At 50.0% G+C, this 25,870-nt stretch carries 28 protein-coding genes and 1 other annotated feature; of the genes, 6 read left to right on the forward strand and 22 right to left on the reverse strand.

All coding sequences use genetic code 11. The annotated features are described in order from the left end of the window. Positions 1 to 68: 68 nt before the first annotated feature. Both rpsJ and V5G20_RS27200 read right to left on the reverse strand, forming a co-directional pair. Complete coding sequence (rpsJ, locus tag V5G20_RS26720; protein WP_003333796.1) at positions 69 to 377, reverse strand: 30S ribosomal protein S10; 309 nt, start codon at positions 375 to 377, stop codon at positions 69 to 71. 216 nt (positions 378 to 593) lie between these two features. Further along, positions 594 to 656 carry a hypothetical protein gene (locus V5G20_RS27200; protein ID WP_375338711.1) on the reverse strand — a complete coding sequence of 21 codons (63 nt, stop codon included), beginning with the start codon at positions 654 to 656 and terminating at the stop codon, positions 594 to 596. A 135-nt stretch (positions 657 to 791) separates the two neighbouring features. On the opposite strand from V5G20_RS27200, the gene V5G20_RS26725 reads away from it, so the two are divergent. Continuing rightward, complete coding sequence (locus V5G20_RS26725; protein WP_003391986.1) at positions 792 to 1,187, forward strand: hemoglobin-like protein; 396 nt, start codon at positions 792 to 794, stop codon at positions 1,185 to 1,187. A 9-nt stretch (positions 1,188 to 1,196) separates the two neighbouring features. On the opposite strand, the gene V5G20_RS26730 is transcribed toward V5G20_RS26725, so the two are convergent. The 3 genes from V5G20_RS26730 to V5G20_RS26740 form a co-directional block, all read right to left on the reverse strand. Beyond that, positions 1,197 to 2,123, reverse strand: coding sequence for a DMT family transporter (locus tag V5G20_RS26730; RefSeq protein ID WP_024984055.1), 927 nt, complete (start codon positions 2,121 to 2,123; stop codon positions 1,197 to 1,199). Between the two features lie 141 nt (positions 2,124 to 2,264). Next, positions 2,265 to 3,128 carry an RNA polymerase sigma-70 factor gene (locus V5G20_RS26735; protein ID WP_338462878.1) on the reverse strand — a complete coding sequence of 288 codons (864 nt, stop codon included), beginning with the start codon at positions 3,126 to 3,128 and terminating at the stop codon, positions 2,265 to 2,267. A 9-nt stretch (positions 3,129 to 3,137) separates the two neighbouring features. After that, on the reverse strand, positions 3,138 to 3,992 hold the full coding sequence (locus V5G20_RS26740; RefSeq protein WP_338462880.1) for an FAD-dependent oxidoreductase: 855 nt from the start codon (positions 3,990 to 3,992) through the stop codon (positions 3,138 to 3,140). 187 nt (positions 3,993 to 4,179) lie between these two features. Here V5G20_RS26740 and V5G20_RS26745 point away from each other — a divergent pair, with 187 nt between their 5' ends. The 5 genes from V5G20_RS26745 to V5G20_RS26765 all read left to right on the forward strand — a co-directional run bounded on the left by V5G20_RS26745 (position 4,180) and on the right by V5G20_RS26765 (position 7,550). Next, complete coding sequence (locus V5G20_RS26745) at positions 4,180 to 4,506, forward strand: helix-turn-helix domain-containing protein (protein ID WP_024985204.1); 327 nt, start codon at positions 4,180 to 4,182, stop codon at positions 4,504 to 4,506. Next, positions 4,446 to 4,829, forward strand: coding sequence for an IS3 family transposase (locus tag V5G20_RS26750; protein ID WP_338462882.1), 384 nt, complete (start codon positions 4,446 to 4,448; stop codon positions 4,827 to 4,829). The genes V5G20_RS26745 and V5G20_RS26750 overlap by 61 nt, the downstream gene beginning before the upstream one ends. A 105-nt stretch (positions 4,830 to 4,934) precedes the next feature. Further along, entirely contained in the window at positions 4,935 to 6,152 is a 1,218-nt protein-coding gene (istA, locus tag V5G20_RS26755; RefSeq protein ID WP_338462884.1) for an IS21 family transposase, read from the forward strand. Next, positions 6,149 to 6,928: an IS21-like element helper ATPase IstB gene (istB, locus tag V5G20_RS26760; protein ID WP_338462886.1), complete on the forward strand. Its 780-nt coding sequence runs from the start codon at positions 6,149 to 6,151 to the stop codon at positions 6,926 to 6,928. The genes istA and istB overlap by 4 nt, the downstream gene beginning before the upstream one ends. An 85-nt stretch (positions 6,929 to 7,013) precedes the next feature. Next, entirely contained in the window at positions 7,014 to 7,550 is a 537-nt protein-coding gene (locus V5G20_RS26765) for an IS3 family transposase (RefSeq protein WP_338463494.1), read from the forward strand. A gap of 73 nt (positions 7,551 to 7,623) precedes the next feature. On the opposite strand, the gene tuf is transcribed toward V5G20_RS26765, so the two are convergent. The 17 genes from tuf to V5G20_RS26850 form a co-directional block, all read right to left on the reverse strand. Beyond that, the gene (tuf, locus tag V5G20_RS26770; protein WP_003391992.1) at positions 7,624 to 8,814 is read right to left on the reverse strand and encodes an elongation factor Tu; all 1,191 of its coding nucleotides are present in this window, start codon (positions 8,812 to 8,814) and stop codon (positions 7,624 to 7,626) included. Positions 8,815 to 8,933: 119 nt separating this feature from the next. Next, positions 8,934 to 11,012: an elongation factor G gene (gene fusA / locus V5G20_RS26775; RefSeq protein ID WP_003391995.1), complete on the reverse strand. Its 2,079-nt coding sequence runs from the start codon at positions 11,010 to 11,012 to the stop codon at positions 8,934 to 8,936. A gap of 69 nt (positions 11,013 to 11,081) precedes the next feature. Further along, the gene (gene rpsG, locus V5G20_RS26780) at positions 11,082 to 11,552 is read right to left on the reverse strand and encodes a 30S ribosomal protein S7 (protein ID WP_003391996.1); all 471 of its coding nucleotides are present in this window, start codon (positions 11,550 to 11,552) and stop codon (positions 11,082 to 11,084) included. A 52-nt stretch (positions 11,553 to 11,604) separates the two neighbouring features. Further along, positions 11,605 to 12,039, reverse strand: coding sequence for a 30S ribosomal protein S12 (gene rpsL, locus V5G20_RS26785; RefSeq protein WP_003391998.1), 435 nt, complete (start codon positions 12,037 to 12,039; stop codon positions 11,605 to 11,607). Between the two features lie 122 nt (positions 12,040 to 12,161). Continuing rightward, complete coding sequence (locus tag V5G20_RS26790; RefSeq protein WP_003391999.1) at positions 12,162 to 12,416, reverse strand: 50S ribosomal protein L7ae-like protein; 255 nt, start codon at positions 12,414 to 12,416, stop codon at positions 12,162 to 12,164. 182 nt (positions 12,417 to 12,598) lie between these two features. Next, the gene (rpoC, locus tag V5G20_RS26795; RefSeq protein ID WP_003392000.1) at positions 12,599 to 16,225 is read right to left on the reverse strand and encodes a DNA-directed RNA polymerase subunit beta'; all 3,627 of its coding nucleotides are present in this window, start codon (positions 16,223 to 16,225) and stop codon (positions 12,599 to 12,601) included. Positions 16,226 to 16,254: 29 nt separating this feature from the next. Next, positions 16,255 to 19,794 (reverse strand): DNA-directed RNA polymerase subunit beta, encoded by a 3,540-nt coding sequence (gene rpoB / locus V5G20_RS26800; RefSeq protein WP_003392002.1) that lies wholly within the window; start codon positions 19,792 to 19,794, stop codon positions 16,255 to 16,257. Between the two features lie 337 nt (positions 19,795 to 20,131). Continuing rightward, on the reverse strand, positions 20,132 to 20,728 hold the full coding sequence (locus V5G20_RS26805) for a class I SAM-dependent methyltransferase (RefSeq protein ID WP_003392004.1): 597 nt from the start codon (positions 20,726 to 20,728) through the stop codon (positions 20,132 to 20,134). Positions 20,729 to 20,826: 98 nt separating this feature from the next. Then, a complete protein-coding gene (rplL, locus tag V5G20_RS26810; RefSeq protein WP_003392006.1) occupies positions 20,827 to 21,189 on the reverse strand; it encodes a 50S ribosomal protein L7/L12 in 363 nt (120 codons plus the stop codon). Between the two features lie 81 nt (positions 21,190 to 21,270). Continuing rightward, positions 21,271 to 21,786: a 50S ribosomal protein L10 gene (gene rplJ, locus V5G20_RS26815; protein ID WP_003392008.1), complete on the reverse strand. Its 516-nt coding sequence runs from the start codon at positions 21,784 to 21,786 to the stop codon at positions 21,271 to 21,273. Positions 21,787 to 21,808: 22 nt separating this feature from the next. After that, positions 21,809 to 21,972 (reverse strand) — a sequence feature (ribosomal protein L10 leader region). A gap of 47 nt (positions 21,973 to 22,019) precedes the next feature. Continuing rightward, the gene (gene rplA, locus V5G20_RS26820; protein ID WP_003392009.1) at positions 22,020 to 22,703 is read right to left on the reverse strand and encodes a 50S ribosomal protein L1; all 684 of its coding nucleotides are present in this window, start codon (positions 22,701 to 22,703) and stop codon (positions 22,020 to 22,022) included. A gap of 93 nt (positions 22,704 to 22,796) precedes the next feature. Beyond that, complete coding sequence (gene rplK, locus V5G20_RS26825; protein WP_003392012.1) at positions 22,797 to 23,222, reverse strand: 50S ribosomal protein L11; 426 nt, start codon at positions 23,220 to 23,222, stop codon at positions 22,797 to 22,799. A gap of 180 nt (positions 23,223 to 23,402) precedes the next feature. Continuing rightward, a complete protein-coding gene (gene nusG, locus V5G20_RS26830; RefSeq protein WP_003392014.1) occupies positions 23,403 to 23,939 on the reverse strand; it encodes a transcription termination/antitermination protein NusG in 537 nt (178 codons plus the stop codon). A 44-nt stretch (positions 23,940 to 23,983) separates the two neighbouring features. Next, positions 23,984 to 24,199, reverse strand: a complete 216-nt coding sequence (gene secE / locus V5G20_RS26835; protein WP_003392016.1) for a preprotein translocase subunit SecE — start codon at positions 24,197 to 24,199, stop codon at positions 23,984 to 23,986. Between the two features lie 33 nt (positions 24,200 to 24,232). Continuing rightward, positions 24,233 to 24,382 carry a 50S ribosomal protein L33 gene (gene rpmG / locus V5G20_RS26840; RefSeq protein ID WP_003392018.1) on the reverse strand — a complete coding sequence of 50 codons (150 nt, stop codon included), beginning with the start codon at positions 24,380 to 24,382 and terminating at the stop codon, positions 24,233 to 24,235. A gap of 232 nt (positions 24,383 to 24,614) precedes the next feature. Then, the gene (sigH, locus tag V5G20_RS26845) at positions 24,615 to 25,265 is read right to left on the reverse strand and encodes an RNA polymerase sporulation sigma factor SigH (protein WP_003392020.1); all 651 of its coding nucleotides are present in this window, start codon (positions 25,263 to 25,265) and stop codon (positions 24,615 to 24,617) included. Between the two features lie 80 nt (positions 25,266 to 25,345). Further along, positions 25,346 to 25,870, reverse strand: coding sequence for an NYN domain-containing protein (locus V5G20_RS26850; protein ID WP_003392022.1), 525 nt, complete (start codon positions 25,868 to 25,870; stop codon positions 25,346 to 25,348).

The raw sequence follows: 25,870 nt of genomic DNA on the forward strand, positions 1-25,870 counted from the left end.
ACGGGGTTTGAAGACTTGATAGATCGCGCTTATTAAGACAACGCCTACGCGTGTATCGTACTCGAACCTTACAGTTTAATCTCGATGTCCACACCGGACGGCAGATCCAAACGCATCAGCGCGTCAACCGTTTGTGGGGTCGGATTCAAAATGTCGATCAAGCGTTTGTGAGTGCGCATCTCGAATTGTTCACGAGAATCTTTGTACTTGTGAACAGCACGCAAAATCGTGTAAACTGCTTTCTCCGTTGGAAGCGGAATTGGACCCGATACATTGGCACCGGAACGCTTGGCAGTCTCCACAATTTTCTCAGCAGACTGATCGAGGATTTTGTGATCGTACGCCTTTAAACGAATACGAATCTTTTGTTTTGCCATTTTAGTCCCTCCTTTTTCGCCCATTTTTTGAAACGGACATTTCTCCGTGGAAATATCCTGCACCCCGGTCATGGCAAAGGGGCCGGGTGTGTCAGCAACCTCCCACATCATCGCAAGTCCATGACCAACATTCAATATTGTACTAAAATGAAATGGGCAACGCAAGTTTTTTCTTGGTTTTCCACACATTTTTCGTACACAGCGGCCTTTTTTGGCTCACTTTGTCCATCTTACTGATTTATCCGGCCAAAGGCAAGCGGGATTCACTTCCAAACTCATTTTTTCTCTCTCAGTCTCGCTTGTTTTTTTGTTATCTGCCCGCGCAAAAACAGAACCTTCTCTTCCCGGCTATATATATAAGAAGAAACACGGTATACTGGTAACGTACTCTCGCAAAGAAGGAGGATACCGGCAGTGTCCGACAAGCTTGTCACACCTTATGAACAAATTGGCGGGGCCGAGACTCTCACCCGTTTGGTAGATACGTTTTACGATCTCGTAGCGAAGCATCCCGATCTCGCTCCGCTCTTTCCGGACGATTTTACCGAAGTGAAGGAGAGACAGTATCAGTTCCTCACTCAATTTCTAGGCGGGCCCACCCTCTACAGCGACAAGCATGGCCATCCCATGCTCCGCGCCCGCCACATGCGGTTTCCGATCGGCACTACGCAAGCAGCCGCATGGCTTTCTTGCATGAGCGAGGCTATGGATCGCATCGGTCTAAAAGGCGAGCTCAGAGATCAGTTCTTTGAGCGCTTGCGCCTGACCGCCTACCATATGGTCAACCAGTGGGAAACAGATAAAGCGTAGGGAGCTCCCCTACGCTTTTGTCATGACATCCGTTTTTGGCTTGATCCCTCTTGCCGAAATCTGCCGCGACCCCAAATAAACGCCAGCGACTATCATCACCAGAGCGAGCAAATGCAAAAGCTGCAATCGCTCCCCGAGAAACAAAGCGGCAAAAAACAGGCTGGCGAGCGGCATTCCATTTAAAAATACAGCCGTCCGGCTTGCCCCCAACTGGCGAATGCCGTAATTCCAGCCCATCGAACCTACAGCCGTCGAGAGTCCGCCTGACACAAAAATGACGAGCCATTGGAACGGTGTTACTTCCAGTGATACATAGTAGGATAATGGCTGTTCAACCAGAGCCGCCCCCCATAAAAAGAGGACCCCGAACATCTGCGAAGCGGCTGTAATCAACAAAACGGGAACGCCCCGGGTCGTCAGCTTCCGAATCAATAGTCCGCCCGTGACATACATCAGCATCGAGGAGAACATAATCAAGTCTCCCCAGCCGTTCATTTCGATTGAACCATGCTGGGACAAAACGACAATCAAAACACCGCTGAATCCAACCCCGATCCCGAGCCCCTTCCGCCAGGACATTCCTTCGCCCAGAAGAAGCATGGCAAGCAGAGCTGTTGCCAACGGATTGAGTCCCAAAATCAGAGATGCGTTTCCTGCAGTCGTAAATCGCACTCCCAAAGCGAGTGTCAACTGGTGCAGCGCTATCGAACTGGCGCCTACTCCCACGATGAGCAGCCAGTCAGTCCCTTTCAATCTCAACTGGTGCCGATACATCCATAAAATCGGGCTCAAACAAAGGCCTGCTACAGTCATCCTGATCGCTGCCACGTAGAGCGGCGGAAACATGGTAAGGTACTTTACCATTACGACATTCAGGCCCCACAGTGTGACCACACCGGCAAGCATCAGATACAACCATCGTTCATTGTTTTGCATGACTGGCCCTTCTTCCCTTTCTACATTACAAATCGCATTCGTAATTGTAGCACAGGAATGGCCGTCACATAATTTCCTTTTTTTGATCGCCGTCATTTGCAAATTTGATAAGGACCACCGGCGCGCACTAACCTTGAGTCATCAAACGTTTTTGAGTTTATCCGGATTCCGGATGATATACACGGCCGCGATTTTTCCGTCTACCAGCTTGATTGTATTTATACCGTAAACCTCATTTCCCTCATAGGCGATGATGCCAGCCTCGCCATTTACGTTTGCGATTTCCACACGATAATCTGTAGATTGCTTTCGGGTGACTCCCAGCAAGAACGCGACAACTCTCTCGCTCGACAAAATAGGCCTGAGAGCGGCCTTTACCTTTCCGCCGCCATCGGAGTAGAGGACCACATCCGGAGACAGCAGCTCCAGCAATGTGGCCGAATCCTCCGTATGAATCGCCTGTAAAAACGACTCCAGCAGCATCCTCTGCTGCTCGTAATCAATCCTTTTGTCTGGCAGCTCTTTGGAGAGCTTTTGTTTTACCCGACTGAAAATCTTGCGGCAGTTCACCGTCTCCTTGCCCGTTATCTCGGCAATCTCGTCATATTCAAAATCGAGGACCTCCCGCAAAATAAAGATGGCTCTTTCTACAGGCGAGAGACTTTCCATCAAGGCCAGCATCGCAATCGACAGTTGGTCTTGCCGGATCACCTGCTCCATTGGACCAAGCTGTTCATCCCGAAAAACAACGGGTTCGGGCAGCCAAGGTCCTACGTATACTTCCCTCTTTTTCCGAGCAGACCTCAAAAAGTCAATGCAGCAATTTGTCAAAGTCTTGCAAAGCCACGCTTTGATGTTTTCGACATTCTTTTTTTGAAATCTTTCAAGCGACAAAAACGTATCTTGAACAATATCCTCTGCATCCGCTACTGTTCCGAGCATGCGGTAGGCAATCGAAAAAAGCAGCGGCTTGTATGTTACGTAGAGCTGCTGTGTATCCATCATGGCTCATCCTCACTTGCCTTCCATCTTCAAAATGTCTTGCACAGCCTCATACGCGCTAGCCAATGCCGCATCCGCCAACAGCCCCTCGCGTGCAAACCAGTCGCCAACTGCGTAAAGACCGGGAATTTCCTTGATAGCCGGACTTTCTTTGGACAGCATGGCGGCTCGCTCCGGTGTCACCAGACTGTGGGAAACCGTCATCGCTGGCAAATAGCGCTTTTTCAAAACCTCGTTTTGCCAGCCTGGCTGCAGCCTGTCGAGAAAGGCTTCCAACAGCTCGCGATCCTGGTCGGAATCAGGGATTTCCGAAGCACGATGATATTTGAATGTGTGTATCACCTGGTAGTCCGGATGATTCGTAAAGACTGCTGCGGCTGAATGATTCGAAAAATACAGGGGCTGCTCCAGATCCAGGGCAAAGGAAATGTCCGGATTCGGCAGCCTCTTGACGATAACGTCCAGGGCGGCGCCTTTTTCCAAATCCTGCCTCGTCAAGCGAAACAACAGACTGAGAAATTCCTTCTTTTGTTTCCAGGTAAAAACATTGGTTTTCAGCAGTGAGAGCGGTGTCATTGGCAGCTCATATTCATGTTCCCGCTCTGTTAGCGTGCCACCTAAAGCCAACGTGCCCCCTTTTGGAACGATTCCCAGTTGGCCCAGCACCTTCATTCCTATCCATTTTTGGCATAAGGCATGAGGTCCCCGGTTTACAAAACACCCTTCATAAACATCAGAGGAAGCACGGCCGCCAAGCCGTTCTGATTGTTCCACCAGCATAACCGTTTTACCCGCCCCTGCCAAACAGACAGCCGACGCCAATCCGGATAGTCCGCCGCCGATTACACACACATCAACATGCTCCACTTGGCGTCTCCCCTTTTCGGGTTCTGTTCTACTCACAAGACGATCAGGGACCGGTTGTTGTGACAGGCAGCAGCAATTTGCCGCATGAAAAATAAAAAACCCGACAGCTTTATGAAGTGCACCCCTTAGAATGGACATTGGATTAAACCCCTGGTAAATCCGATGAAATTTAAGGGGTGCATTTTTTATGGTGAAAAAGGGGCAAACGTTTAGAAGTTATTCTCACGAATTAAAGGTGGAAGCCATACGACTGCATATCGAAGAAGGATGGACATACCGTCGAATCATGGAGCATCTGGGGATTCCGGACCGCCACCGGCTTAAAGTATGGATGAAAAAATATAAACAGTTAGGCGAATTTGGGTTGATGGATCAACGAGGTAGACGTGAAGAATATGTTGATCAAGATCGATATGTTAAAAAGCTAAAACGAGAGAACTCGATGCTAAAAAAGTGTTTGAAAATCTGGATGCGGGAGGTGCAGCCCATAAGTATGAGGCGATCAAGCAAGTAGCTGGTGAGTATACGACTAGTGAACTTTGCAAGCTGTTTGGAGTCTCAAGAAGTGGATACTATGCATACTTGAAACGGCAACAAGCGGACCGGGACAAGCCCGTGAAAGACCTCATCAAAGTAGTTTATAAGAAGTATGATGGTAAATATGGGTATCGACAAACCCAGCTGTTTCTCTTACGAGATCACGGGGTATGGGTCAACCATAAGAAGGTACTACGTCTGATGCAAGAAATGAAGCTCCGTTCTCGAATACGCCGCAAATATCGAGGTCACTATGCTTCAACCGAAGGTGGACGAGTCGCTGAGAATGTGATGCTGTGAACGGCACTGTTAAAATCCTCAATAACGGCACTTGAAAATTCCCCACTTTCGGCAGAAAATCTCTCCCTGGAGGAGAGAAATATGCTAAAGAATGGGGAGTTTTACTTGATTAAAGACATGAAACAAAGAGGAATGAGTACCACGCAAATTGCGAACGAATTAGGGAGGGATCGAAAAACAATCCGTAAGTGGTTGAAGAGGGATGAACCTTCGAAATACCAGCGAACCGTCAAAAAAGCAAGCATCCTCGATCCATTTAAACCCTATATCAAAGCGAGAATGGAAGAAGGCTGCTTAAATGCTGTTGTCTTGTTTGATGAAATTAGAGCCCAGGGATACTCAGGACAAATTAGACTCCTTCGTTCCTTCATGGAACCATTGCGCCCCGTCGTTACCTCCAAGGCAACGATCCGTTATGAAACCACACCTGGTAAGCAAGCGCAAGTAGACTGGGGACATTTCAAAGTTGAATGGAATGGTGGATATAAACGACTATACGCCTTTGTCATGGTTTTGGGATACTCGAGAATGTTGTATGTGGAATTTACGGAGAACGAACGGCTGGATACCCTCATCGGCTGTCACTTACGTGCCATGCAATACTTTGGCGGCAGACCGGATACATGCTTGTACGACAATATGAAAACCGTCATTGCAGGTTACGACGACCAAGGCCATGTATTGTGGAATGAACGTTTTTCTCAGTTTGCAAGTCATCACGGCTTTACCCTCCGGCGTTGTGCCCCCTACCGTGCACGAACAAAAGGGAAAGTAGAAAATGGTGTTGGCTATGTGCGAAAGAATTTTTGGCCTCGCGTACAGTCGTTTACCAGCCTGAGTGACTTGAATCAACAAGTACGCCATTGGTTGGATACGGTAGCCAATGTACGGATTCACGGCACCACACATGAAAAGCCGGTAGATCGATGGAAACATGAACAGTTGAAGCCGCTTAACCCGGTTCCGTTCGAAGAAGTAGAACGGCATACTCGAAGAGTATCCAACGATTTGCTCGTTTCTTACGGAGGAAGCAGGTATTCTGTACCCTATACCTATATTGGTCATACGGTACAGGTACAAGATCTCCAGAATGGTCTTATCCGGATCTATCAGGGCAACACGATTATCGCTGAACATCAAAAAGCAGTTCGTTCCAAACAAGTCGTAACCAATAAAAAACACTTCGAGGGGATTCAAACCCAAAGTCGCGTGAAGGCTCCCCAACCTATGCCGCGTCTGGTTTCAAATCCAAGCCCCGAAGTGGTGGAACGTGATTTATCAGTCTACGAGCAGTTTGCTGACGAGGAGGTGATCGTACAATGATGCTCCAGTCCCGTTTAGAAGAAGCCTTTTCGCAAATGGGATGGGTACGAATCCCGGAAATTATTCACCACCACGCAGAAGAAGCTGCTGCTCAGAATATATCGTATTTGGAGTTCTTGGACAAGCTTTTGCAAGAGGAAATCAAGGCCAAGAGGGAGCGATTTATTCGAATGAAGACACGATTGGCTCATTTACCCTACCATAAAACATTAGAGCAATTCGATTTCAGTTTCCAGCCTTCCGTAGATGAAAGACGGATTCGTGATTTGGCAACCCTCCGGTTTGTGCACCAACAGGAGAATCTCATTTTGCTGGGTCCGCCAGGAGTCGGAAAGACCCACTTGTCTGTTGCATTGGCTTTGGAAGCCATTAAGCAAGGTTTGACAGTTTACTTTACAACTGCTCACGATTTGGTACAGACCCTTCAGATTGCCCATCAAAACAATAGTATCAAACAAAAAATGCGGGCTTTTATTAAGCCAAATGTACTGATCATTGATGAAATCGGCTATCGCAAGATGGATGAAACGGCAGCTCATTTTTTCTTTCAAATAGTTTCGGAGCGTTATGAATCTGGTTCGATTATTCTTACCTCGAACAAGTCTTATGGTTCGTGGGGAGAGATATTTGGAGATACGGTACTTGCCACCGCCATCCTTGATCGATTATTGCATCACTCCCACACCATCAACATTAAAGGAGAAAGTTATCGCATAAAGGAGAAGAAAAAAGCTGGTTTCTTTCGACCAGAGACAATTGTAGATAAAACCGAATGAACGGAATTTTCCCGCCGCCAGCCCCCTCGGGGGCATTATTCAAACAAACCTATTGCCTAATATGGGGAAAATTCAAGTGCAGATAATGGGGAATTTTCATTTGCAGTTGACAATGCAGCGGAATTTCAAAGCGGATGCACCTAATCGAAAATGGGTAACCGATGTCACACAGTATCGTGTCGCGGATACGTGGCTCTACCTGTCTGCTATTAAGGATTTGTTTAATAATGAGATTGTGGCTTACCACATTGGAGTTCGCAACGACAATCAGTTGGTCCTACGGACCTTTGAGAAAGCCTTTAAAAAGACGAAAGACGTGACTGGACTGATCGTTCACAGCGATCAGGGATTCCAGTACACGTCCTACGCTTACCACGACATGTTGCCGAAGGTTGGCGCCCAAATCAGCTTGTCTCGGAGAGGCAACTGTTATGATAATGCCTCGATGGAGAGCTTCTTCTCGCATCTCAAAACGGAAGGGCTCTACCCTTATGATATCCGAAGTGTGGATGAGGCACAAAGGCGAATTGAGGAATATATTCAATTCTACAACCAAAGTCGACCACAACGAAAATTAAAAAGGCTGACGCCTGTTGAATTCAGACGTCAGCTGTCGGTCTAACGGTCGGGTTTTTTCTTACTGTCCACTAAATGGGGTCTTGACCATTATGCTGTCGGGTTTGCTTTTTTGGCAATTACTCAGTGATGGAGGAAACTACGCCTGCACCAACTGTACGGCCACCTTCGCGGATAGCGAAGCGAGTACCTTGTTCCATCGCTACTGGAGCGATCAGTTCAACGGTGAACTCAGTGTTGTCGCCAGGCATGATCATTTCAACGCCTTCTGGCAGTTGGATGATACCTGTAACGTCAGTTGTACGGAAGTAGAATTGTGGGCGGTAGTTGGAGAAGAAAGGAGTGTGACGGCCGCCCTCTTCTTTGGACAGAACGTAAACTTCTGCTTTGAACTTGGTGTAAGGTTTAACGGATGCTGGCTTCGCCAGTACTTGACCGCGCTCGATGTCTTTGCGCTCAACACCACGGAGCAGAGCACCGATGTTGTCACCAGCTTCTGCTTGATCCAGCAGTTTGCGGAACATCTCAACACCAGTTACAGTAGTAGTTTTTGTTTCTTCAGCCAGACCAACGATTTCTACTTGGTCACCAACTTTAATTACACCGCGCTCTACACGACCGGTAGCAACAGTACCACGGCCAGTAATGGTGAATACGTCCTCAACTGGCATCAGGAATGGTTTATCAGTTGCACGCTCAGGAGTTGGGATGTAAGTGTCAACAGCTTCCATGAGCTCGAGAATTTTCTTAGCCCAATCGCCGGATGGGTTGTCAAGAGCTTCTTTTGCAGAACCTTTGATTACTGGGATATCGTCGCCTGGGAACTCATATTGAGACAGCAGGTCGCGGATTTCCATTTCAACCAATTCCAAGAGCTCTTCATCGTCTACCATGTCGCATTTGTTCATGAATACTACGATGTAAGGTACGCCTACTTGGCGGGACAGCAGGATGTGCTCACGAGTTTGTGGCATTGGGCCATCTGCAGCAGATACTACCAGGATAGCGCCGTCCATTTGAGCAGCACCGGTAATCATGTTTTTCACGTAGTCCGCGTGTCCAGGGCAGTCAACGTGTGCATAGTGACGGTTTGCAGTTTCGTACTCAACGTGAGCAGTGTTGATTGTGATACCGCGCTCTTTTTCTTCTGGAGCAGCGTCGATGCTGTCATAAGCCATTGCTTTCGCTTGACCTGCTTGAGCCAAAACAGTGGTGATAGCAGCAGTCAGAGTAGTTTTACCGTGGTCAACGTGACCGATGGTACCAATGTTTACGTGCGGTTTCGTCCGCTCAAATTTTTCTTTAGCCATGAGAGTGAGCCTCCTCATTAATAAGGGTTTTATTAGAGTAAAGAAAGGTTTACCCTATCAACGGTTACCCTATCATATTGTAAACCTTTCTCGTTTCAAGATAAAGTCAAGCGCGCCAATTATTCGCCTTTGGACTTCTTGACGATTTCATCAGCGATGAACTTCGGTACTTCTTCGTAATGGTCGAGTACCATTGCGTACGTACCGCGTCCTTGCGTACGGGAGCGCAGTACGGTGGAGTAACCAAACATCTCGGACAGTGGTACCATTGCACGGATCACTTGTGCGTTTGCACGAGCTTCCATACCTTCGATACGACCGCGGCGGGAGTTCAGGTCACCCATAACGTCGCCCATGTACTCTTCCGGAATTGTGACTTCTACCTTCATGATTGGCTCGAGAAGAGTAGCGCCACATTTCTTCGCAGCTTCTTTCAGTGCGAGGGAACCAGCCACTTTAAATGCCATCTCGGAGGAGTCGACATCGTGGTAGCTACCGTCAACCAGCGCTGCTTTGATATCTACCAGTGGGAAGCCGGCAAGAACACCATTTTTCATAGCTTCTTCGATACCAGCTTGTACCGCAGGGATGTATTCACGCGGTACTACACCACCGACGATTTTGTTTTCGAATTCGAAGCCTTTGCCCGGCTCCAGTGGAGAGAACTCCACCCAAACGTGACCGTATTGACCACGACCACCGGACTGACGAACGAATTTACCTTCCACTTTGGCTGCATTGCGGAATGTCTCGCGGTAAGCAACCTGCGGAGCACCTACGTTCGCTTCAACTTTGAATTCACGCTTCATGCGGTCAACGATGATCTCCAAGTGAAGCTCACCCATACCGGAGATGATGGTTTGACCAGTCTCTTCGTCTGTGTGAGTTCTGAACGTTGGATCCTCTTCGGACAGCTTGGAAAGCGCAACACCCATTTTGTCTTGGTCGGCCTTGGATTTAGGCTCGATCGCAATGTGGATAACCGGCTCCGGGAAGGTCATGGACTCCAGAATTACTGGAGCTTTCTCATCACAGAGGGTATCACCAGTCGTAGTGTCTTTCAAACCTACAGCTGCTGCAATGTCACCGGAGTAAACCTGTTGGATTTCTTCGCGGTGGTTTGCGTGCATTTGCAGGATACGACCGACACGCTCGCGCTTGCCTTTGGTGGAGTTCAGTACGTAAGAACCGGAGCTCAGAACACCAGAGTATACGCGGAAGAATGTCAGACGACCTACGTACGGGTCAGCCATGATTTTGAACGCCAGAGCGGAGAACGGACCGTTGTCGTCAGCCGGACGTTCTACTTCATCCTCGGAGTCAGGGAGCGTACCTTTGATTGCTGGAATATCGATCGGAGATGGCAGGTATGCCACTACGTTGTCCAGCATTGGTTGAACACCCTTGTTACGGTAGGAAGATCCGCACATGACTGGCGTGATTTTGCACTCGATGGTACCTTTACGCAGAGCTGCGCGAATTTCATCGTTGGTCAGCTCTTCGCCTTCCAGGTACTTCATCATCAATTCTTCATCTTGTTCCGCAGCTGCTTCAACCAGTGCAAGACGGAGCTCTTCGCACTTGTCTTTGAGTTCAGCCGGGATTTCAACAGCATCGGAGGTTTTACCGAGGTCATCGGTATAGATGATTGCCTTCATTTCGATCAGGTCAACCATACCTTTGAACTGGTCTTCCGCACCGATTGGATATTGAACAGCTACCGGGTTTGCGCCCAGGCGGGTACGAATTTGCTCCAAGCACATATCGTAGTTTGCGCCGATAATATCCATTTTGTTGATGTAGCACATACGAGGTACGCCATACCGGTCAGCTTGGCGCCAAACGGTTTCGGTCTGAGGCTCAACGCCGCCTTTCGCGTCGAAAACGGTTACGGCACCGTCCAAAACGCGCAGGGAGCGCTCTACTTCAACAGTGAAGTCTACGTGTCCAGGCGTATCGATAATGTTGATTCGATGGCCTTTCCATTGAGCCGTGGTAGCAGCCGAGGTAATGGTAATACCGCGTTCTTGCTCTTGTTCCATCCAGTCCATGGTGGCCGCACCTTCGTGCGTTTCACCAATTTTGTGCACGCGACCGGTGTAGAACAGAATACGCTCAGTGGTGGTTGTCTTACCGGCATCAATGTGTGCCATGATACCGATGTTCCGCGTATTCGCTAAAGAGAACTCGCGAGCCATTGGGTATGCTCCTTCCATACTCGAATGTAAGAATATGCGGGTATCGAAACCGAACACCCGCTCTTATTACTACCAGCGATAGTGTGCAAACGCTTTGTTTGCTTCAGCCATCTTGTGCGTGTCTTCACGCTTTTTCACTGCTGCACCTGTGTTGTTCGCAGCGTCCATGATCTCGTTTGCCAGACGTTGTTCCATGGTTTTCTCACCGCGAGTGCGGGAGTAGTTAACCAACCAACGCAGGCCGAGAGTGGTACGGCGCTCAGGTTTTACCTCGATCGGTACTTGGTAGTTGGCACCACCAACACGACGAGCTTTTACCTCCAGTACAGGCATTACGTTTTTCAGTGCTTCTTCAAACACTTCCATAGGGTTGCGACCAGTACGCTCCTGAATAATGTTGAATGCATTGTACAGGATGTTCTGCGCAACACCGCGTTTGCCATCCAGCATCAAGCGGTTGATCAGACGAGTGACCAACTTGCTGTTGTAAATCGGATCAGGCAGTACGTCACGACGGGTTACAGGACCTTTCCGTGGCATCGTATTCCCTCCTTCTGTATAGATTTAAGATTACGCCATCATAGCTAGGCGATTATTTTTTTGCTGCTGCTTGGCCCGGCTTCGGACGCTTCGTACCATATTTGGAACGACCTTGTTTGCGGTTGTTCACACCAGCAGTGTCAAGCGCACCGCGAACGATGTGATAACGAACCCCTGGCAAGTCTTTTACACGACCGCCGCGAACCAGCACGACGCTGTGCTCTTGCAGGTTGTGGCCGATACCACCGATGTAAGCAGTAACCTCAATACCGTTAGTCAAACGCACACGAGCGTATTTACGCAACGCGGAGTTTGGTTTTTTCGGAGTCATGGTACCCACACGAGTGCAGACACCGCGTTTTTGAGGAGAGCTTTGGTTGGTTTGAGCCTTTTTGAAGCTGTTGTACCCCTTTTGCAGAGCTGGGGACTTCGACTTCACAACCTTGTCCTTGCGACCTTTGCGCACCAATTGGTTCATTGTAGGCATGGATGTTACCTCCCTTCTTATTACCCAATCTCAAGACCACAGATCCAGGTGAGTCATCTTTGGTCAAATAGAAAGTCTTTGCCACACAACCAACGCGAAGTTGGCCGGAAACAAAAACATCGTTAACCACTTTTCTTTATCGCGGCAGTTGCCGCTCCCACTTCTATCCCACACGCTTTGCCTAATCGGCGCATGGAATCGACGCGGATGACTGGTACACCCTTCTCTTTGCAAAGAAGCTCGACTTTTTGGGTCAATCGTCTATCAGCATCAACTGCAATGTAAACCGCTTCAACCTGATTGTGCTCCACGGCTTTCATCGTCTGTTTGACGCCAATGGTGAGCTCCTTGGCCCGCTCTACTTTTTCATAAGACATGTAGAATCATATCCTCCAAAGTACAGATGTCAGGCACACTTGAATATAATATCAGTTGGGCCCGTCAATGTCAACGCCCGATGCTATTATTTTTCTATTATTTATTTAGTAAAGGGAAGTGCCCATCACGAGGACGGGCACTTCCTGCTTTGTTGCGTCTATTGCGCCGACCTGCTTTGGCGCTACTCTACCGACACAGCTTCGCGCTGCTCGTTGTTCTCGCTAGCTTGCGCTTCGTAGTCTGCACGGCTTGCTACCTTGATATTGCGATAGCGGGACATACCGGTACCGGCTGGAACCAGTTTTCCGATGATGACGTTCTCCTTCAGGCCAAGGAGGCGGTCCACCTTGCCTTTGATCGCCGCATCGGTCAGGACACGTGTTGTTTCCTGGAAGGATGCTGCCGACAGGAAGGAGTCTGTTTCCAGAGAAGCCTTGGTGATCCCCAAGAGGACTGGACGACCGACAGCAGGGCTCTTTCCTTCCATAAAGGCTTTGGCGTTTGCCTGCTCAAACTCATGCACTTCGACATAGGAGCCTGGCAAGAGATCGGTTTCGCCGCTGTCGATGACTCTCAGCTTGCGAAGCATCTGACGGATCATGACCTCGACGTGCTTGTCGTTAATTTCTACCCCTTGCATCCGGTACACTTTTTGTACCTCTTGCAGGATGTAGTTGGATACGCCGCGTTGGCCGCGTACCTTGAGCATTTCTTTCGGGTCAACGGAACCCTCTGTCAGCTCGTCACCGGCACTGAGCTTGGTGCCTACGGCTACCTTGATGCGGGAACCGTACGGTACGGCGTACACTTTGTTTTCCGCCTCGCCGCGAACCTCGATCTCACGACGGTCTTTGCCTTCGCGGATATCGATGACTTCACCGTCGATCTCGGAAATAACTGCTTGCCCTTTCGGATTGCGCGCCTCAAACAGCTCTTGAATACGCGGCAAACCTTGGGTAATATCGTCTCCCGCAACCCCCCCGGTATGGAAGGTACGCATCGTCAGCTGGGTTCCCGGCTCACCGATGGATTGAGCGGCGATGATTCCGACTGCTTCGCCGATTTCCACCTCGTCGCCGGTAGCCAGGTTGCGACCGTAGCAGCGCTTGCAGACGCCATGGCTTGTGCGGCAAGCAAGCACGTTGCGGATATAAACCTCGGTAATGCCAGCTTTTTCGATGACCTCGGCAATTTCCTCTGTAATTTCCTCGTTGCGGCCGATGATGACTTCGCCGGTCTCCGGATGGCGCACAGTCTCAAAGCATGTGCGGCCAATCAGGCGATCGGAAAGCTTCTCGATTTCTTCCTTGCCGTCCTTGATCGCTGTGACGCGAATGCCCTTGTCGGTTCCGCAATCGATCTCGCGGACGATCACGTCTTGCGCAACGTCAACCAGACGGCGGGTCAGGTAACCCGAGTCAGCGGTACGCAGAGCGGTATCGGCAAGACCTTTACGCGCACCGTGCGTGGAGATAAAGTACTCCAATACGGTCAGGCCTTCCCGGAAGTTCGATTTGATCGGCAGCTCGATGATTCGACCGGACGGGTTTGCCATCAGACCGCGCATACCAGCCAGCTGTGTGATCTGCGACACGTTACCGCGGGCACCGGAGTTCGCCATCATGAAGATCGCATTGAACTTATCCATGGACTTCATCAGCACTTCGGTTACCTCGTCCTTCGCCTTCGACCAGATGGAGATAACCCTGTCGTATCGCTCATCCTCGGTAATCAGACCGCGGCGGTATTGCGCCATAACGGTTTGTACCTTTTGATCAGCTTCTTCGAGGATTTCCTTTTTCTTTTCAGGCACGACGATGTCGGCAACAGCGATCGTAATACCGGCTTTCGTAGAGTACGTGAAGCCGAGTTCCTTGATTTTGTCCAGAATCTTCGAGGTTTCCATTGTGCCAAAACGGCGGAAGCACTCGGAGATGATGGTTCCCAAGAAACCTTTTTTCACAGCTCCCTGGTCAGGCAGCTTGGCGATAAACTCTTTTACGTTTACGCCTTTATCAAAAATGAAGAAGTCGTTTGGTACGCCCTTTTGCAGGTTCGCTTTCGTCGGAACGTTGATAAACGGCAGCTCCGGCGGGAAGATTTCGTTGAAGATCAGTTTCCCTACCGTCGTCACGAACAGAGCGTTGCGCTGTTCTTCCGTAAAGCTGGTTTTGTTCAATTCCTTCGCCGGCAGAGCAATGCGCGTATGGAGGCTGATAAAGCCGTTTTGGTATGCGGCAATCGCATCGTGAGAGTCACGGTATACCGTACCCTCGCCAATGTCCCCTTCACGCTCCAGCGTCAGATAGTAGGAACCGAGAACCATGTCCTGAGAAGGCGTTACAACCGGTTTTCCATCTTTCGGGTTCAAGATGTTCTGTGCTGCCAGCATGAGGATACGGGCTTCTGCCTGTGCCTCAGCGGACAGGGGAACGTGAACCGCCATCTGGTCACCGTCAAAGTCGGCGTTGTATGCCGTACAAACGAGCGGATGCAAACGAATCGCACGGCCTTCAACCAGTACAGGTTCGAATGCCTGAATACCAAGTCTGTGCAGCGTGGGGGCGCGGTTCAAAAGCACCGGGTGCTCGCGGATGACATCTTCCAGTACATCCCACACCTCAGGCTGAACGCGCTCTACCTTGCGCTTTGCGCTCTTGATATTGTGAGCGAGGCCTTTTGCCACCAGCTCTTTCATTACAAATGGCTTGAACAGCTCCAGCGCCATTTCTTTCGGCAGACCGCACTGATACATCTTCAGGTTTGGTCCAACCACGATAACGGAACGGCCGGAGTAGTCAACACGCTTACCGAGCAGGTTTTGACGGAAGCGTCCTTGTTTCCCTTTCAGCATATGGCTGAGGGATTTCAGCGGACGGTTACCCGGACCTGTCACCGGACGGCCGCGGCGACCGTTGTCGATCAGCGCGTCTACTGCTTCCTGCAGCATGCGTTTCTCGTTTTGCACGATAATGTCCGGTGCGCCGAGTTCCAACAGGCGTTTCAGACGGTTGTTGCGGTTGATTACGCGGCGGTACAGATCGTTCAGGTCGGAGGTGGCAAAGCGTCCCCCATCCAACTGAACCATCGGACGCAGCTCTGGCGGAATGACCGGCAGTACATCCAGAACCATCCAGTCAGGACGGTTGCCGGAATTGCGGAATGCCTCCAGTACTTCCAGACGCTTGATCGCACGGTTGCGGCGTTGGCCTTGTGCCGTTTTCAGATCTTCCTTCAGCGTCTCTACTTCTTTTTCCAGATCGATTTCCTGGAGAAGGCGTTTGATCGCCTCTGCTCCCATCATCGCCTGGAAGGAATGTCCGTATTTTTCACGGTAATTGCGGTATTCCTTTTCGGACAACAGCTGCTTTTTATCGAGCGGCGTATCGCCCGCATCGGTTACCACGTAAGATGCAAAGTAGATGACTTCCTCGAGCGAACGCGGGGACATGTCAAGAACAAGGCCCATGCGGCTCGGGATTCCTTTGAAGTACCAGATGTGAGAGACTGGGGCAGCCAGCTCGATGTGCCCCATCCGCTCACGGCGTACTTTGGCGCGGGTCACTTCCACGCCGCATCGATCGCACACGACACCTTTGTAGCGAACGCGCTTGTATTTTCCGCAATGGCACTCCCAGTCCTTGGTCGGACCGAAAATACGCTCGCAGAACAAACCGTCCTTTTCCGGTTTCAACGTACGATAGTTGATCGTTTCCGGCTTTTTCACTTCCCCGAAAGACCAGGAGCGGATCTTGTCCGGGGAAGCCAGGCCGATCTTCATATATTCGAAGTTGTTCACGTCTATCACAGGGCGTTACCTCCCTTTGTACCGGAATCTTACTCTTCGTCCAAGCTTCCGCCTTCAAGTACGAGATTCAGCTTTTCACCGCTGCCCTCGTCCTCTTCTTCCATTTCACGCATTTCAATTTCCTGCTCGTCTTCGGACAGGATTTTCACGTCCATACCCAAGCTTTGCAGTTCCTTGATGAGAACCTTGAAGGACTCAGGAACACCTGGCTCCGGTACGTTTTCCCCTTTGACGATCGCTTCGTAGGTCTTCACCCGACCAACGACGTCGTCCGACTTGACAGTAAGAATTTCTTGCAGCGTATAGGCGGCACCATAAGCCTCGAGTGCCCAAACCTCCATCTCCCCGAAGCGCTGTCCGCCAAACTGAGCTTTACCGCCCAGAGGCTGCTGCGTAACGAGCGAGTATGGACCAGTGGAACGAGCGTGGATCTTGTCGTCCACCAAGTGAGCCAGCTTCAGCATGTACACGCAACCTACCGTTACACGGCGGTCAAACGGTTCACCTGTGCGGCCATCGTACAAAATCGTTTTTCCGTCGCGGTCGAGGCCGGCTTCTTCCAGCGTCTCGAACACATCTTCCTGACGAGCTCCGTCAAATACCGGTGTCGCTACGTGGATGCCGAGCATTTTCGCCGCCATGCCAAGGTGCGTTTCCAGTACCTGACCGATGTTCATCCGGGACGGAACCCCGAGTGGGTTCAGAACGATTTCCACAGGAGAGCCATCCGGCAAGAACGGCATATCCTCCTCTGGCATGATCCGGGCAATAACCCCTTTGTTACCATGTCGACCGGCCATTTTGTCACCCACGGAAATTTTCCTTTTTTGGGCGATGTAGACGCGGACGAGTTGGTTGACACCCGGCGGCAGCTCGTCGCCGTTCTCGCGGGTAAACACTTTCACGTCGACAACGATACCGGAACCGCCATGCGGTACGCGCAAGGATGTGTCGCGAACCTCGCGTGCCTTTTCACCAAAGATGGCATGGAGCAAACGCTCTTCCGCCGTCAGCTCGGTAACCCCTTTCGGCGTTACTTTACCGACGAGGATGTCGCCGTCCTGAATTTCCGCACCGACGCGAACGATACCGCGCTCGTCAAGATTTTTCAGAGCGTCTTCGCCGACGTTCGGAATATCACGGGTGATTTCTTCCGGACCGAGCTTGGTGTCACGGGCTTCGGACTCGTACTCTTCAATATGGATAGACGTATACACGTCATCTTTTACAAGCTTTTCGCTGAGGAGAATGGCGTCCTCGTAGTTGTACCCTTCCCAGGTCATGAACGCAACGATAACGTTGCGGCCCAGTGCCAATTCGCCCTTTTCTGTGGACGGACCGTCACCGATGATGTCGCCTTTTTCAATCCAGTCGCCTTTTCTGACGATCGGGCGCTGGTTGATGCAGGTACCCTGGTTGGAACGGATAAACTTGTGCAATTTATATTTGTCGATATCGCCGGCTACTTTCTTGCCGTCGATCTCTTTATAGCGGCGTACCCAAATTTCGCGGGCTGTCACGCGCTCTACCTGACCCGGATGCTTGGCAACGATCGCCACGCCGGAGTCTTGCGCTGCTTTATGCTCCATACCGGTACCGACAAACGGCGCTTGCGGAATGAGCAATGGAACAGCCTGCCGCTGCATGTTGGAACCCATCAGCGCGCGGTTGGCGTCGTCGTTTTCCAGGAACGGAATCAAAGCGGTCGCAACCGAAACGACTTGCTTCGGAGATACGTCCATATAGTCAACCTTGTCGCGCGGGACACTCAAGATGTCGCCCTTGCGTCGGCAAATAACCATGTCGTTGATGAAGCGGCCCATTTCGTCCAAAGGCTGGTTGGCCTGAGCGACGTTGAACACGTCTTCTTCATCCGCCGTCAGATAGGCGATTTCATCCAGAACGTAACCGGTCTCCGGGTCTACCTTGCGACGCGGCGTTTCAATGAATCCATAGTCATTGATCCGGGCAAAGGAAGACAGCGAGTTGATCAAACCGATGTTCGGACCCTCCGGCGTCTCAATCGGACACATACGGCCGTAGTGAGAGTGGTGAACGTCACGCACTTCAAAGCCCGCGCGCTCACGAGTCAAACCACCGGGACCGAGTGCAGACAGACGGCGTTTGTGCGTCAGCTCTGCAAGCGGGTTGGTCTGATCCATAAACTGCGACAACTGGGAGCTTCCGAAGAACTCCTTGATCGCTGCGATGACCGGACGGATGTTGATCAGCGCTTGCGGCGTGATCTGGTTTTGATCCTGAATGGACATCCGCTCGCGAACTACGCGCTCCATACGGGAAAGACCGATGCGGAACTGGTTCTGCAACAGCTCACCAACGGAACGCAGACGACGGTTGCCCAAATGGTCGATGTCATCGGTAGAACCGACTCCATGAAGCAGGTTCATGAAATAGTTGATCGCCGCAACGATATCAGCAGGCGTGATGTGCTTAACGGTCTTATCGACGTTTCCATTGCCGATGACCTTGATCACTTTGCCGTCGTCAAGCGGAGAGAAGATGTTGATGGATTGCAGACGGATCATATCCTCTTCGAGAACACCGCCGTGCGTCCGTACATCTACGAACCCTACGCTCTCTTCCAGCATCGGCAAAATCCGGTCAAGAATCCGGCGGTCAATCATTTGACCTGCTTCTGCGATAATTTCACCTGTGCTCGTATCTACCAACGTCTCAGCCAGACGCTGATTGTAGAGACGGTTTTTCAGGTGAAGCTTCTTGTTCATTTTATAGCGACCAACGGATGCCAGGTCGTAGCGCTTCGGATCGAAGAAACGGGAAATGAGCAAGCTCTTCGCGTTCTCGACTGTCGGCGGCTCACCCGGACGCAGACGCTCATAGATTTCAATCAGCGCCTTTTCCGTAGAGTCGGTATTGTCTTTCTCCAGCGTATTTTTGATATACTCGTCCTCACCCAGCAGGTTGAGAATCTCGATGTCGGAACCAAAGCCGAGAGCGCGCAAAAGCACCGTTACCGGGATCTTCCGGGTACGGTCGATACGGACGTAAATGACATCCTTCGCGTCCGTCTCCAACTCCAACCACGCGCCACGGTTTGGAATAACGGTAGCGGTAAATGTTTGCTTGCCGTTTTTGTCCACTTTGGTGTTGTAATATACACTGGGGGAACGAACAAGCTGGCTGACAATGACACGCTCAGCCCCGTTAATAATGAAGGTTCCCGTTTCGGTCATGAGCGGGAAGTCCCCCATGAAGACTTCTTGTTCCTTCACTTCGCCCGTCTCTTTGTTAAGCAAGCGGACCTTCACGCGCAGAGGCGCTGCATAGGTGACGTCACGTTCTTTCGACTCGTCCACGTCATACTTGGGCTCACCCAGGCTGTAATCGATAAATTCCAGCACAAGGTTACCCGTAAAGTCCTGGATCGGAGAAATGTCCTGAAACATTTCACGCAAGCCTTCATCCAGGAACCACTGGTAAGACTTTTGCTGAATCTCGATCAGATTTGGAAGGCCCAGCACTTCGTTAATACGCGAATACGTACGACGCTGGCGGTGTCGGCCACTTTGAATCACTTTACCTGCCAACTTATTCACCCCTCAGGTTGTGTTTTCACACATAGAAAACTGGGCATCCGGCAAGCTTTTCAGCAGACGAATGCCTTGGTGCGAGCAAAAATAAAAATGGGTTAAAGCAGCGTTACCATTTTTAACCCAAAGGAAATCTATTTTATAAGAATTCCCATCTTTTTACACCGTCATTCCTCCTTTGATAAAAAAGCAGGAAAGCCGTTTTGATAATGAGAACTGCTAAAAAAATAGACATTAATCCCATATTGACATTTTATAATGCTAACATATTGAAATATGCACGTCAAGGGACTATTTTTTATTTCTTGCCTGCCGTGCGCAGATGTGCGTTCTGCTACTTCCTCGCTCTAAAAATGGAATACCCTTTTTTCTTGTCTACCTCTTCGACTTCGCGGTAGACTTCCTGCAGCTTTCGCAAAGCGGAAGGCGCCCCTTGTTTCTTCTGAATCACTACCCACATCTCGCCGCCTTCGGCAAGCAGCTCGTACCCTTCCGTAAAAATGCGATGGACGATCTCCTTGCCGGCCCGAATCGGCGGATTGGTTACAATGACGTCAAACACCCGCCCCTGAACAGCGCTGTACACATCACTGACAAGGATCTCCACATTCGTGATCCCGTTCAATTGAGCATTTCGACGGGCCAGTTCAACTGCACGCTCGTTGACATCGAGCATCGTAACCTGCCCCTTGTTGGCCAGCTTGGCTGCAGTTAGCCCCATCGGCCCGTACCCGCAGCCAACATCCAGCACGCGGGCATGCTCATCGAACTCCATCGTCTCGATTAGCAGCTGACTGCCAAAATCAACCCGATCCCGGGAGAATACACCCGCATCCGTAATAAAACGAAGCTCATGCCCCCGCAGTGTGAACGTAAACTGCTGCTCGTCATGCTTGGCTCCCGGGCGGCTCGTGTAGTAGTGATCTGCCACGTATGGTCCACCTTTCCTCTTCGATAGGCTTGGTTCCTTCTTACAGAAAATCCCCCTGCCGCAGGCAAGGGGATATATTCCACTTTCAGGAAGCTAACTTACTTCACTTCTACAGTTGCGCCAGCTTCTTCGAGTTTTGCTTTGAGGGATTCTGCTTCTTCTTTGGAAACGCCCTCTTTGAGTGTTTTTGGAGCGTTGTCTACCAGGTCTTTTGCTTCTTTCAGACCCAGGCCAGTCAGCTCGCGAACAACTTTGATAACGTTGATTTTGGAAGCGCCGCCGCTTACCAGGTTTACAGTGAATTCAGTTTGCTCAGCAGCAGCTTCAGCTCCGCCACCAGCAACTACAGCTACAGGAGCAGCAGCAGTTACGCCGAATTCTTCTTCAATTGCTTTTACCAGATCGTTCAGTTCGAGAACGGACATACCTTTGATCGCTTCCAAGATTTGCTCTTTGCTCATCTTATTGTCCTCCCATTCATGGATAAGTGTATTGGTTCGGTTGCTCACACAACCAGTTGGGTTTGTAACCCGTTCAGGCGATTACGCGCCTTGGCCTTCTTTTTGCTCGGAAACGGCTTTGACTGCCAGTGCGAAGTTGCGCACAGGAGCTTGCAGCACGCTGAGAAGCATGGACAGGAGACCTTCGCGGGAAGGCAGTGCTGCCAGCGCTTTGATTTCATCAGCGCCCACTACTTTTCCTTCGATTACGCCACCCTTGATTTCCAGCTTTTCGTTTTTCTTCGCAAATTCAGCGATGATTTTCGCAGGAGCGATTACATCTTCAGTGGAGAACGCGATTGCGTTTGGACCGGTGAGGTACTGATCCAGTTCAGTCAGGTTCTCTTTCGCTGTAGCGAGTCGAGTCAGTGTGTTTTTCAGAACTACGAATTCGATACCTGCTTCACGCAGTTGTCTACGCAGCTCAGTTACTTGCGCTACAGTCAGACCGCGGTAATCAGCGACTACTGTCGTTTGGCTATTGCGCAGTTTTGTAGCGATTTCATTTACCGCTTGTACTTTCTCTTCACGAATAACGGTTGGACGAATTTCTGCCAATGGTTACACCTCCCGTGCTCTATCCTGGAAAAAAGAATGCCCTCGTAGCATCTACGAGGGCATAATGTATATCGTCAAAGGAAATCTAGCATTTCCTCTATCCGCTTCATTACACGCCTCGGAGGGATATTAAGCAGGGCTTTTGGGCTCTGCACCTTCTGTCTACGGCATGGCATATTCTTTTCATCAACAGGAACTATCTTATCAACTTCCACCAGGGAAGTCAACTATCATTATTTTACAGCTACACGAACGCCAGGACCCATCGTGGAGCTGATGGATACGTTTTTCATGTAAACGCCTTTTGCTGCCGCTGGTTTCGCACGGTTCAGCGCTTCAGTCAGCGCAGCGAGGTTTTCAGCCAGCTTCTCGGCATCAAAGGAAACCTTACCGATTGGAGCGTGGATGTTACCTGCTTTGTCAACGCGGTACTCAATTTTACCAGCTTTGATTTCGTTAACGGCTTTGGTTACATCAAATGTAACGGTACCGGTTTTCGGGTTTGGCATAAGGCCTTTTGGACCGAGCACGCGACCCAGTTTCCCTACTTCACCCATCATGTCAGGGGTAGCTACGACTACGTCAAAGTCGAACCAACCGCCTTGAATTTTTGCGATCATGTCTGCATCGCCGACATAATCTGCACCAGCTGCTTCTGCTTCTTTCGCTTTTTCGCCTTTCGCGAAAACGAGAACGCGCTGTACTTTACCAGTACCGTGCGGCAGAACAACTGCACCACGGATTTGTTGGTCAGCACGCTTCGGGTCTACACCCAGACGGAATGCTGCTTCCACGGATTCGTCAAACTTAGCAGAAGCTGCTTTTTTAACCAGCTCGATACCTTCTGCTACTTCGTATACTTTGTTCTTGTCAATCAGCTTCGCAGCCTCTTGGTACTTCTTGCCACGTTTTGCCATGTTTTAAAATCTCCCTTCAATGTGGTCGTAGCGGTTTGATCCTCCCACAAACAAGGGGCACAGCTCGTGTACCCCTCATTGCAACAAAGACAATTAGTCTTCGATCACGATACCCATGGAACGAGCGGTACCTTCCACCATGCGCATAGCCGCTTCCACGGTTGCTGCGTTCAGGTCAGGGCGCTTCAGTTCAGCGATTTCACGAACTTTATCGCGTTTCAGGGTAGCAACTTTCGTCTTGTTCGGCACGCCGGAACCAGACTCGATACCAGCAGCTTTCTTCAGCAGAACAGCAGCCGGCGGAGTTTTCGTAATGAAAGTAAAGGAACGGTCTTCAAAAACAGTAATTTCTACTGGAATGATCATTCCTACTTCGCTCTCAGTACGAGCGTTGAATTCTTTACAGAATCCCATGATGTTTACACCAGCTTGACCGAGAGCCGGACCTACTGGAGGTGCAGGATTCGCTTTACCTGCCGGGATTTGCAATTTAATTACGCGGATAACCTTCTTAGCCACGTAAGACACCTCCTTACTTCACATGTGGTTATTACGGGGGAATGCCCCCTCCCACTGTTTTGCCGAAAGTCCTATGTAGACTTTCCATCTATAGTGAGAGTGCAAGAAACCCCTTATGGTTGGGGAAATAAGAAACAACATGAAATGTACCACATAGCGTGGTCATTTTCAAGATGAATCCTAATCCAATTTTTGAATCTGTGTAAAGTCTAGCTCGACCGGCGTTTCGCGACCGAAGATATCGACCAGTACGCGAACCTTTTGTCTGTCAGGGTGAATCTCGATGATTTCTCCGGTACGGTTGGAGAACGGACCGTCAGTCACGCGCACCATGTCACGAAGATCAAAATCGACTTTGATTTTGGGAATCTCGATCCCCATCTGACGCAGGATCATATCGGCCTCTTCAGGACGAAGCGCTGTCGGTTTGGAACCAGCGCCCGTGGATCCGACAAAGCCGGTAACCCCAGGGGTGTTGCGCACGACATACCAAGAGTCGTCGGTCATCACCATTTCAACAAGGACATATCCTGGAAACACCTTTTTCGTGACGGTGCGCTTTTTGCCGTCCTTCGTCTCCACTTCTTCTTCCGTGGGTACGAGAACGCGGAAGATCTTGTCTTCCATGCCCATCGACTCGACGCGCTTCTCCAGATTTGTCTTTACCTTGTTTTCATAACCCGAGTACGTATGAACCACATACCATGCTTTTTCCATATCCACAAGGACGTTATCCGTCCGTCCCTCCTAGGCGTGCAAAATTACGTTCCTAAAATCAAATCAATAAGGCGCGAGATACCCAGATCAACGACAAAGAAGAAAGCAGCGAGAAGCGTAACCGTAATGAGAACGACGACCGTGTAGGTGGTCAATTCCTTTCGGTTTGGCCAGCGGACCTTCTTCAGTTCTGATTTCACATCGCCGAAAAATTCACCGGTCCGGCGAAAACTAGATCCTATTCTTGCTAGGAAACCCACACTGCCACCCCCTGACTTCGTCGCTTCCGTTCATTACTTCGTTTCGCGATGAAGGGTCTGCTTCTTGTCACGGGAGCAATACTTTTTCAGCTCGACACGCTCAGTAGTAGTGCGCTTGTTTTTCGTGGAGATATAGTTACGCTCGCCACACTCAGTGCACGCCAACGTGATGTTTACTCGCATTTATTGCCACCTCCATCTCATTTCAAACCTACGTATTCAAAAGAACAAGGATAAAATAGTACGGGAAAACCGCTACTTTTTCCTGACCATTTTAACAAAGCAACCATAGGCAAGAGAGAAATGTGGCCATGGTTACCTAAACAAATTTATCATACCAGTCAACCCATGTCAACAAAACATCTTGACAAAGCGGAAGCATTTTGTTCCAAAAGAAAAGAGAGATTCTGCGATGCTACAGATGAATCTCTCTGCCTTCCAAATACTTTTCCAATTTGCGTTTTACCCGCTGCAGGGCATTGTCTATCGATTTGACATGCCGCTTGAGTTCTACAGCAATTTGCTGATAGGATCGGCCGTCCAAATACAGCATCAATACCTGACGCTCCAGATCGCTCAGAATTTCGCTCATCTTCCCTTCGATGTCGTCGAATTCTTCGCGATTGATGAACAATTCTTCAGGGTCAGTCACCTTCGTCCCGCAAATCACATCGAGCAGGGTGCGGTCAGAATCTTCATCGTATATAGGCTTGTCCAGCGATACATACGAGTTGAGCGGAATATGCTTTTGCCGGGTTGCTGTCTTAATCGCAGTAATAATCTGACGGGTTATGCACAATTCGGCAAACGCCTTAAACGACGTGAGCTTGTCCCCTCGGAAGTCGCGAATAGACTTGTACAATCCAATCATGCCTTCTTGGACGATGTCTTCGCGGTCTGCCCCAATGAGAAAATAGGACCTCGCTTTTGCCCTTACGAAATTCTTGTACTTGTTGATCAAGTACTCTAAGGCTTCGGCATCATTGTCACGAACCAGATCAACTACCTCTTCGTCGGACATTAACTCATATTGGGCATGCTTCAGCTCCTTGAGGTCAACGCTCACAATGATCCCCCCGCCATCCGGTTATTCCACAGATAGGGCTATTATACATGCGCCGTAAAAAAGCGTCAACCGAATCCAGGTTATTCCCTTCGCCATTTTTCGAATATTTTCGCTATTTCCCCATCCAAGGAAATACGCGTGGAGAAGCGTTCTTCACGAGTCTTCTCCACCTGCTCTTTGATCTCCTTGCCGATACTTTCCATGTCATGAAGCAACTCCCTCGCTGACTTGCGCAAGGCTCCCTGGCCAAAAATGACACGCTGGGATGTATAGTCCGAGGTCGCTACATAAATTTGTCGATTTTTCGCGTAATGTTCTGCCACAAGCTGCTCAATTTTTTCATCGGCCGTCTCTTTTTTCTTGGTGAAATAGATGTCTATCTGATAATCGCTCATCTGTCTTCCGATACCCGGCACATTGTAGGCATCAAATACGATAATGACCTTTATGCCCGTAAAGCTCTGGTAATCTGCCAGCTTGGAGATCAACAGATCACGGGCTTCGTCCATGCGCTCCTCCTCTTTGAGAACGCGCAGGTCGGGCCAGGCTCCGATGATGTTATAGCCGTCAACAATCAAAAGTTGCTTGGCTTTCCTTTTTGCCAT

It is taken from the genome of Brevibacillus borstelensis (assembly GCF_036700025.1).
Taxonomy (GTDB): domain Bacteria; phylum Bacillota; class Bacilli; order Brevibacillales; family Brevibacillaceae; genus Brevibacillus; species Brevibacillus borstelensis.

What these genes read in the sequence shown, in the direction of transcription:
- rpsJ (WP_003333796.1), bottom strand. Translation starts at nt 377, where the DNA reads ATGGCAAAACAAAAGATTCGTATTCGTTTAAAGGCGTACGATCACAAA.
- fusA (WP_003391995.1), bottom strand. Translation starts at nt 11,012, where the DNA reads ATGGCTCGCGAGTTCTCTTTAGCGAATACGCGGAACATCGGTATCATG.
- V5G20_RS26730 (WP_024984055.1), bottom strand. Translation starts at nt 2,123, where the DNA reads ATGCAAAACAATGAACGATGGTTGTATCTGATGCTTGCCGGTGTGGTC.
- rplA (WP_003392009.1), bottom strand. Translation starts at nt 22,703, where the DNA reads ATGGCAAAACGTGGCAAGAAGTACCAAGAGGCTGCGAAGCTGATTGAC.
- istB (WP_338462886.1), top strand. Translation starts at nt 6,149, where the DNA reads ATGATGCTCCAGTCCCGTTTAGAAGAAGCCTTTTCGCAAATGGGATGG.
- rplL (WP_003392006.1), bottom strand. Translation starts at nt 21,189, where the DNA reads ATGAGCAAAGAGCAAATCTTGGAAGCGATCAAAGGTATGTCCGTTCTC.
- nusG (WP_003392014.1), bottom strand. Translation starts at nt 23,939, where the DNA reads ATGGAAAAAGCATGGTATGTGGTTCATACGTACTCGGGTTATGAAAAC.
- V5G20_RS26850 (WP_003392022.1), bottom strand. Translation starts at nt 25,870, where the DNA reads ATGGCAAAAAGGAAAGCCAAGCAACTTTTGATTGTTGACGGCTATAAC.
- rpsL (WP_003391998.1), bottom strand. Translation starts at nt 12,039, where the DNA reads ATGCCTACAATGAACCAATTGGTGCGCAAAGGTCGCAAGGACAAGGTT.
- tuf (WP_003391992.1), bottom strand. Translation starts at nt 8,814, where the DNA reads ATGGCTAAAGAAAAATTTGAGCGGACGAAACCGCACGTAAACATTGGT.
- V5G20_RS26745 (WP_024985204.1), top strand. Translation starts at nt 4,180, where the DNA reads ATGGTGAAAAAGGGGCAAACGTTTAGAAGTTATTCTCACGAATTAAAG.
- rpsG (WP_003391996.1), bottom strand. Translation starts at nt 11,552, where the DNA reads ATGCCACGGAAAGGTCCTGTAACCCGTCGTGACGTACTGCCTGATCCG.
- V5G20_RS26735 (WP_338462878.1), bottom strand. Translation starts at nt 3,128, where the DNA reads ATGATGGATACACAGCAGCTCTACGTAACATACAAGCCGCTGCTTTTT.
- rpmG (WP_003392018.1), bottom strand. Translation starts at nt 24,382, where the DNA reads ATGCGAGTAAACATCACGTTGGCGTGCACTGAGTGTGGCGAGCGTAAC.
- V5G20_RS26790 (WP_003391999.1), bottom strand. Translation starts at nt 12,416, where the DNA reads ATGTCTTATGAAAAAGTAGAGCGGGCCAAGGAGCTCACCATTGGCGTC.
- V5G20_RS26765 (WP_338463494.1), top strand. Translation starts at nt 7,014, where the DNA reads ATGGGGAATTTTCATTTGCAGTTGACAATGCAGCGGAATTTCAAAGCG.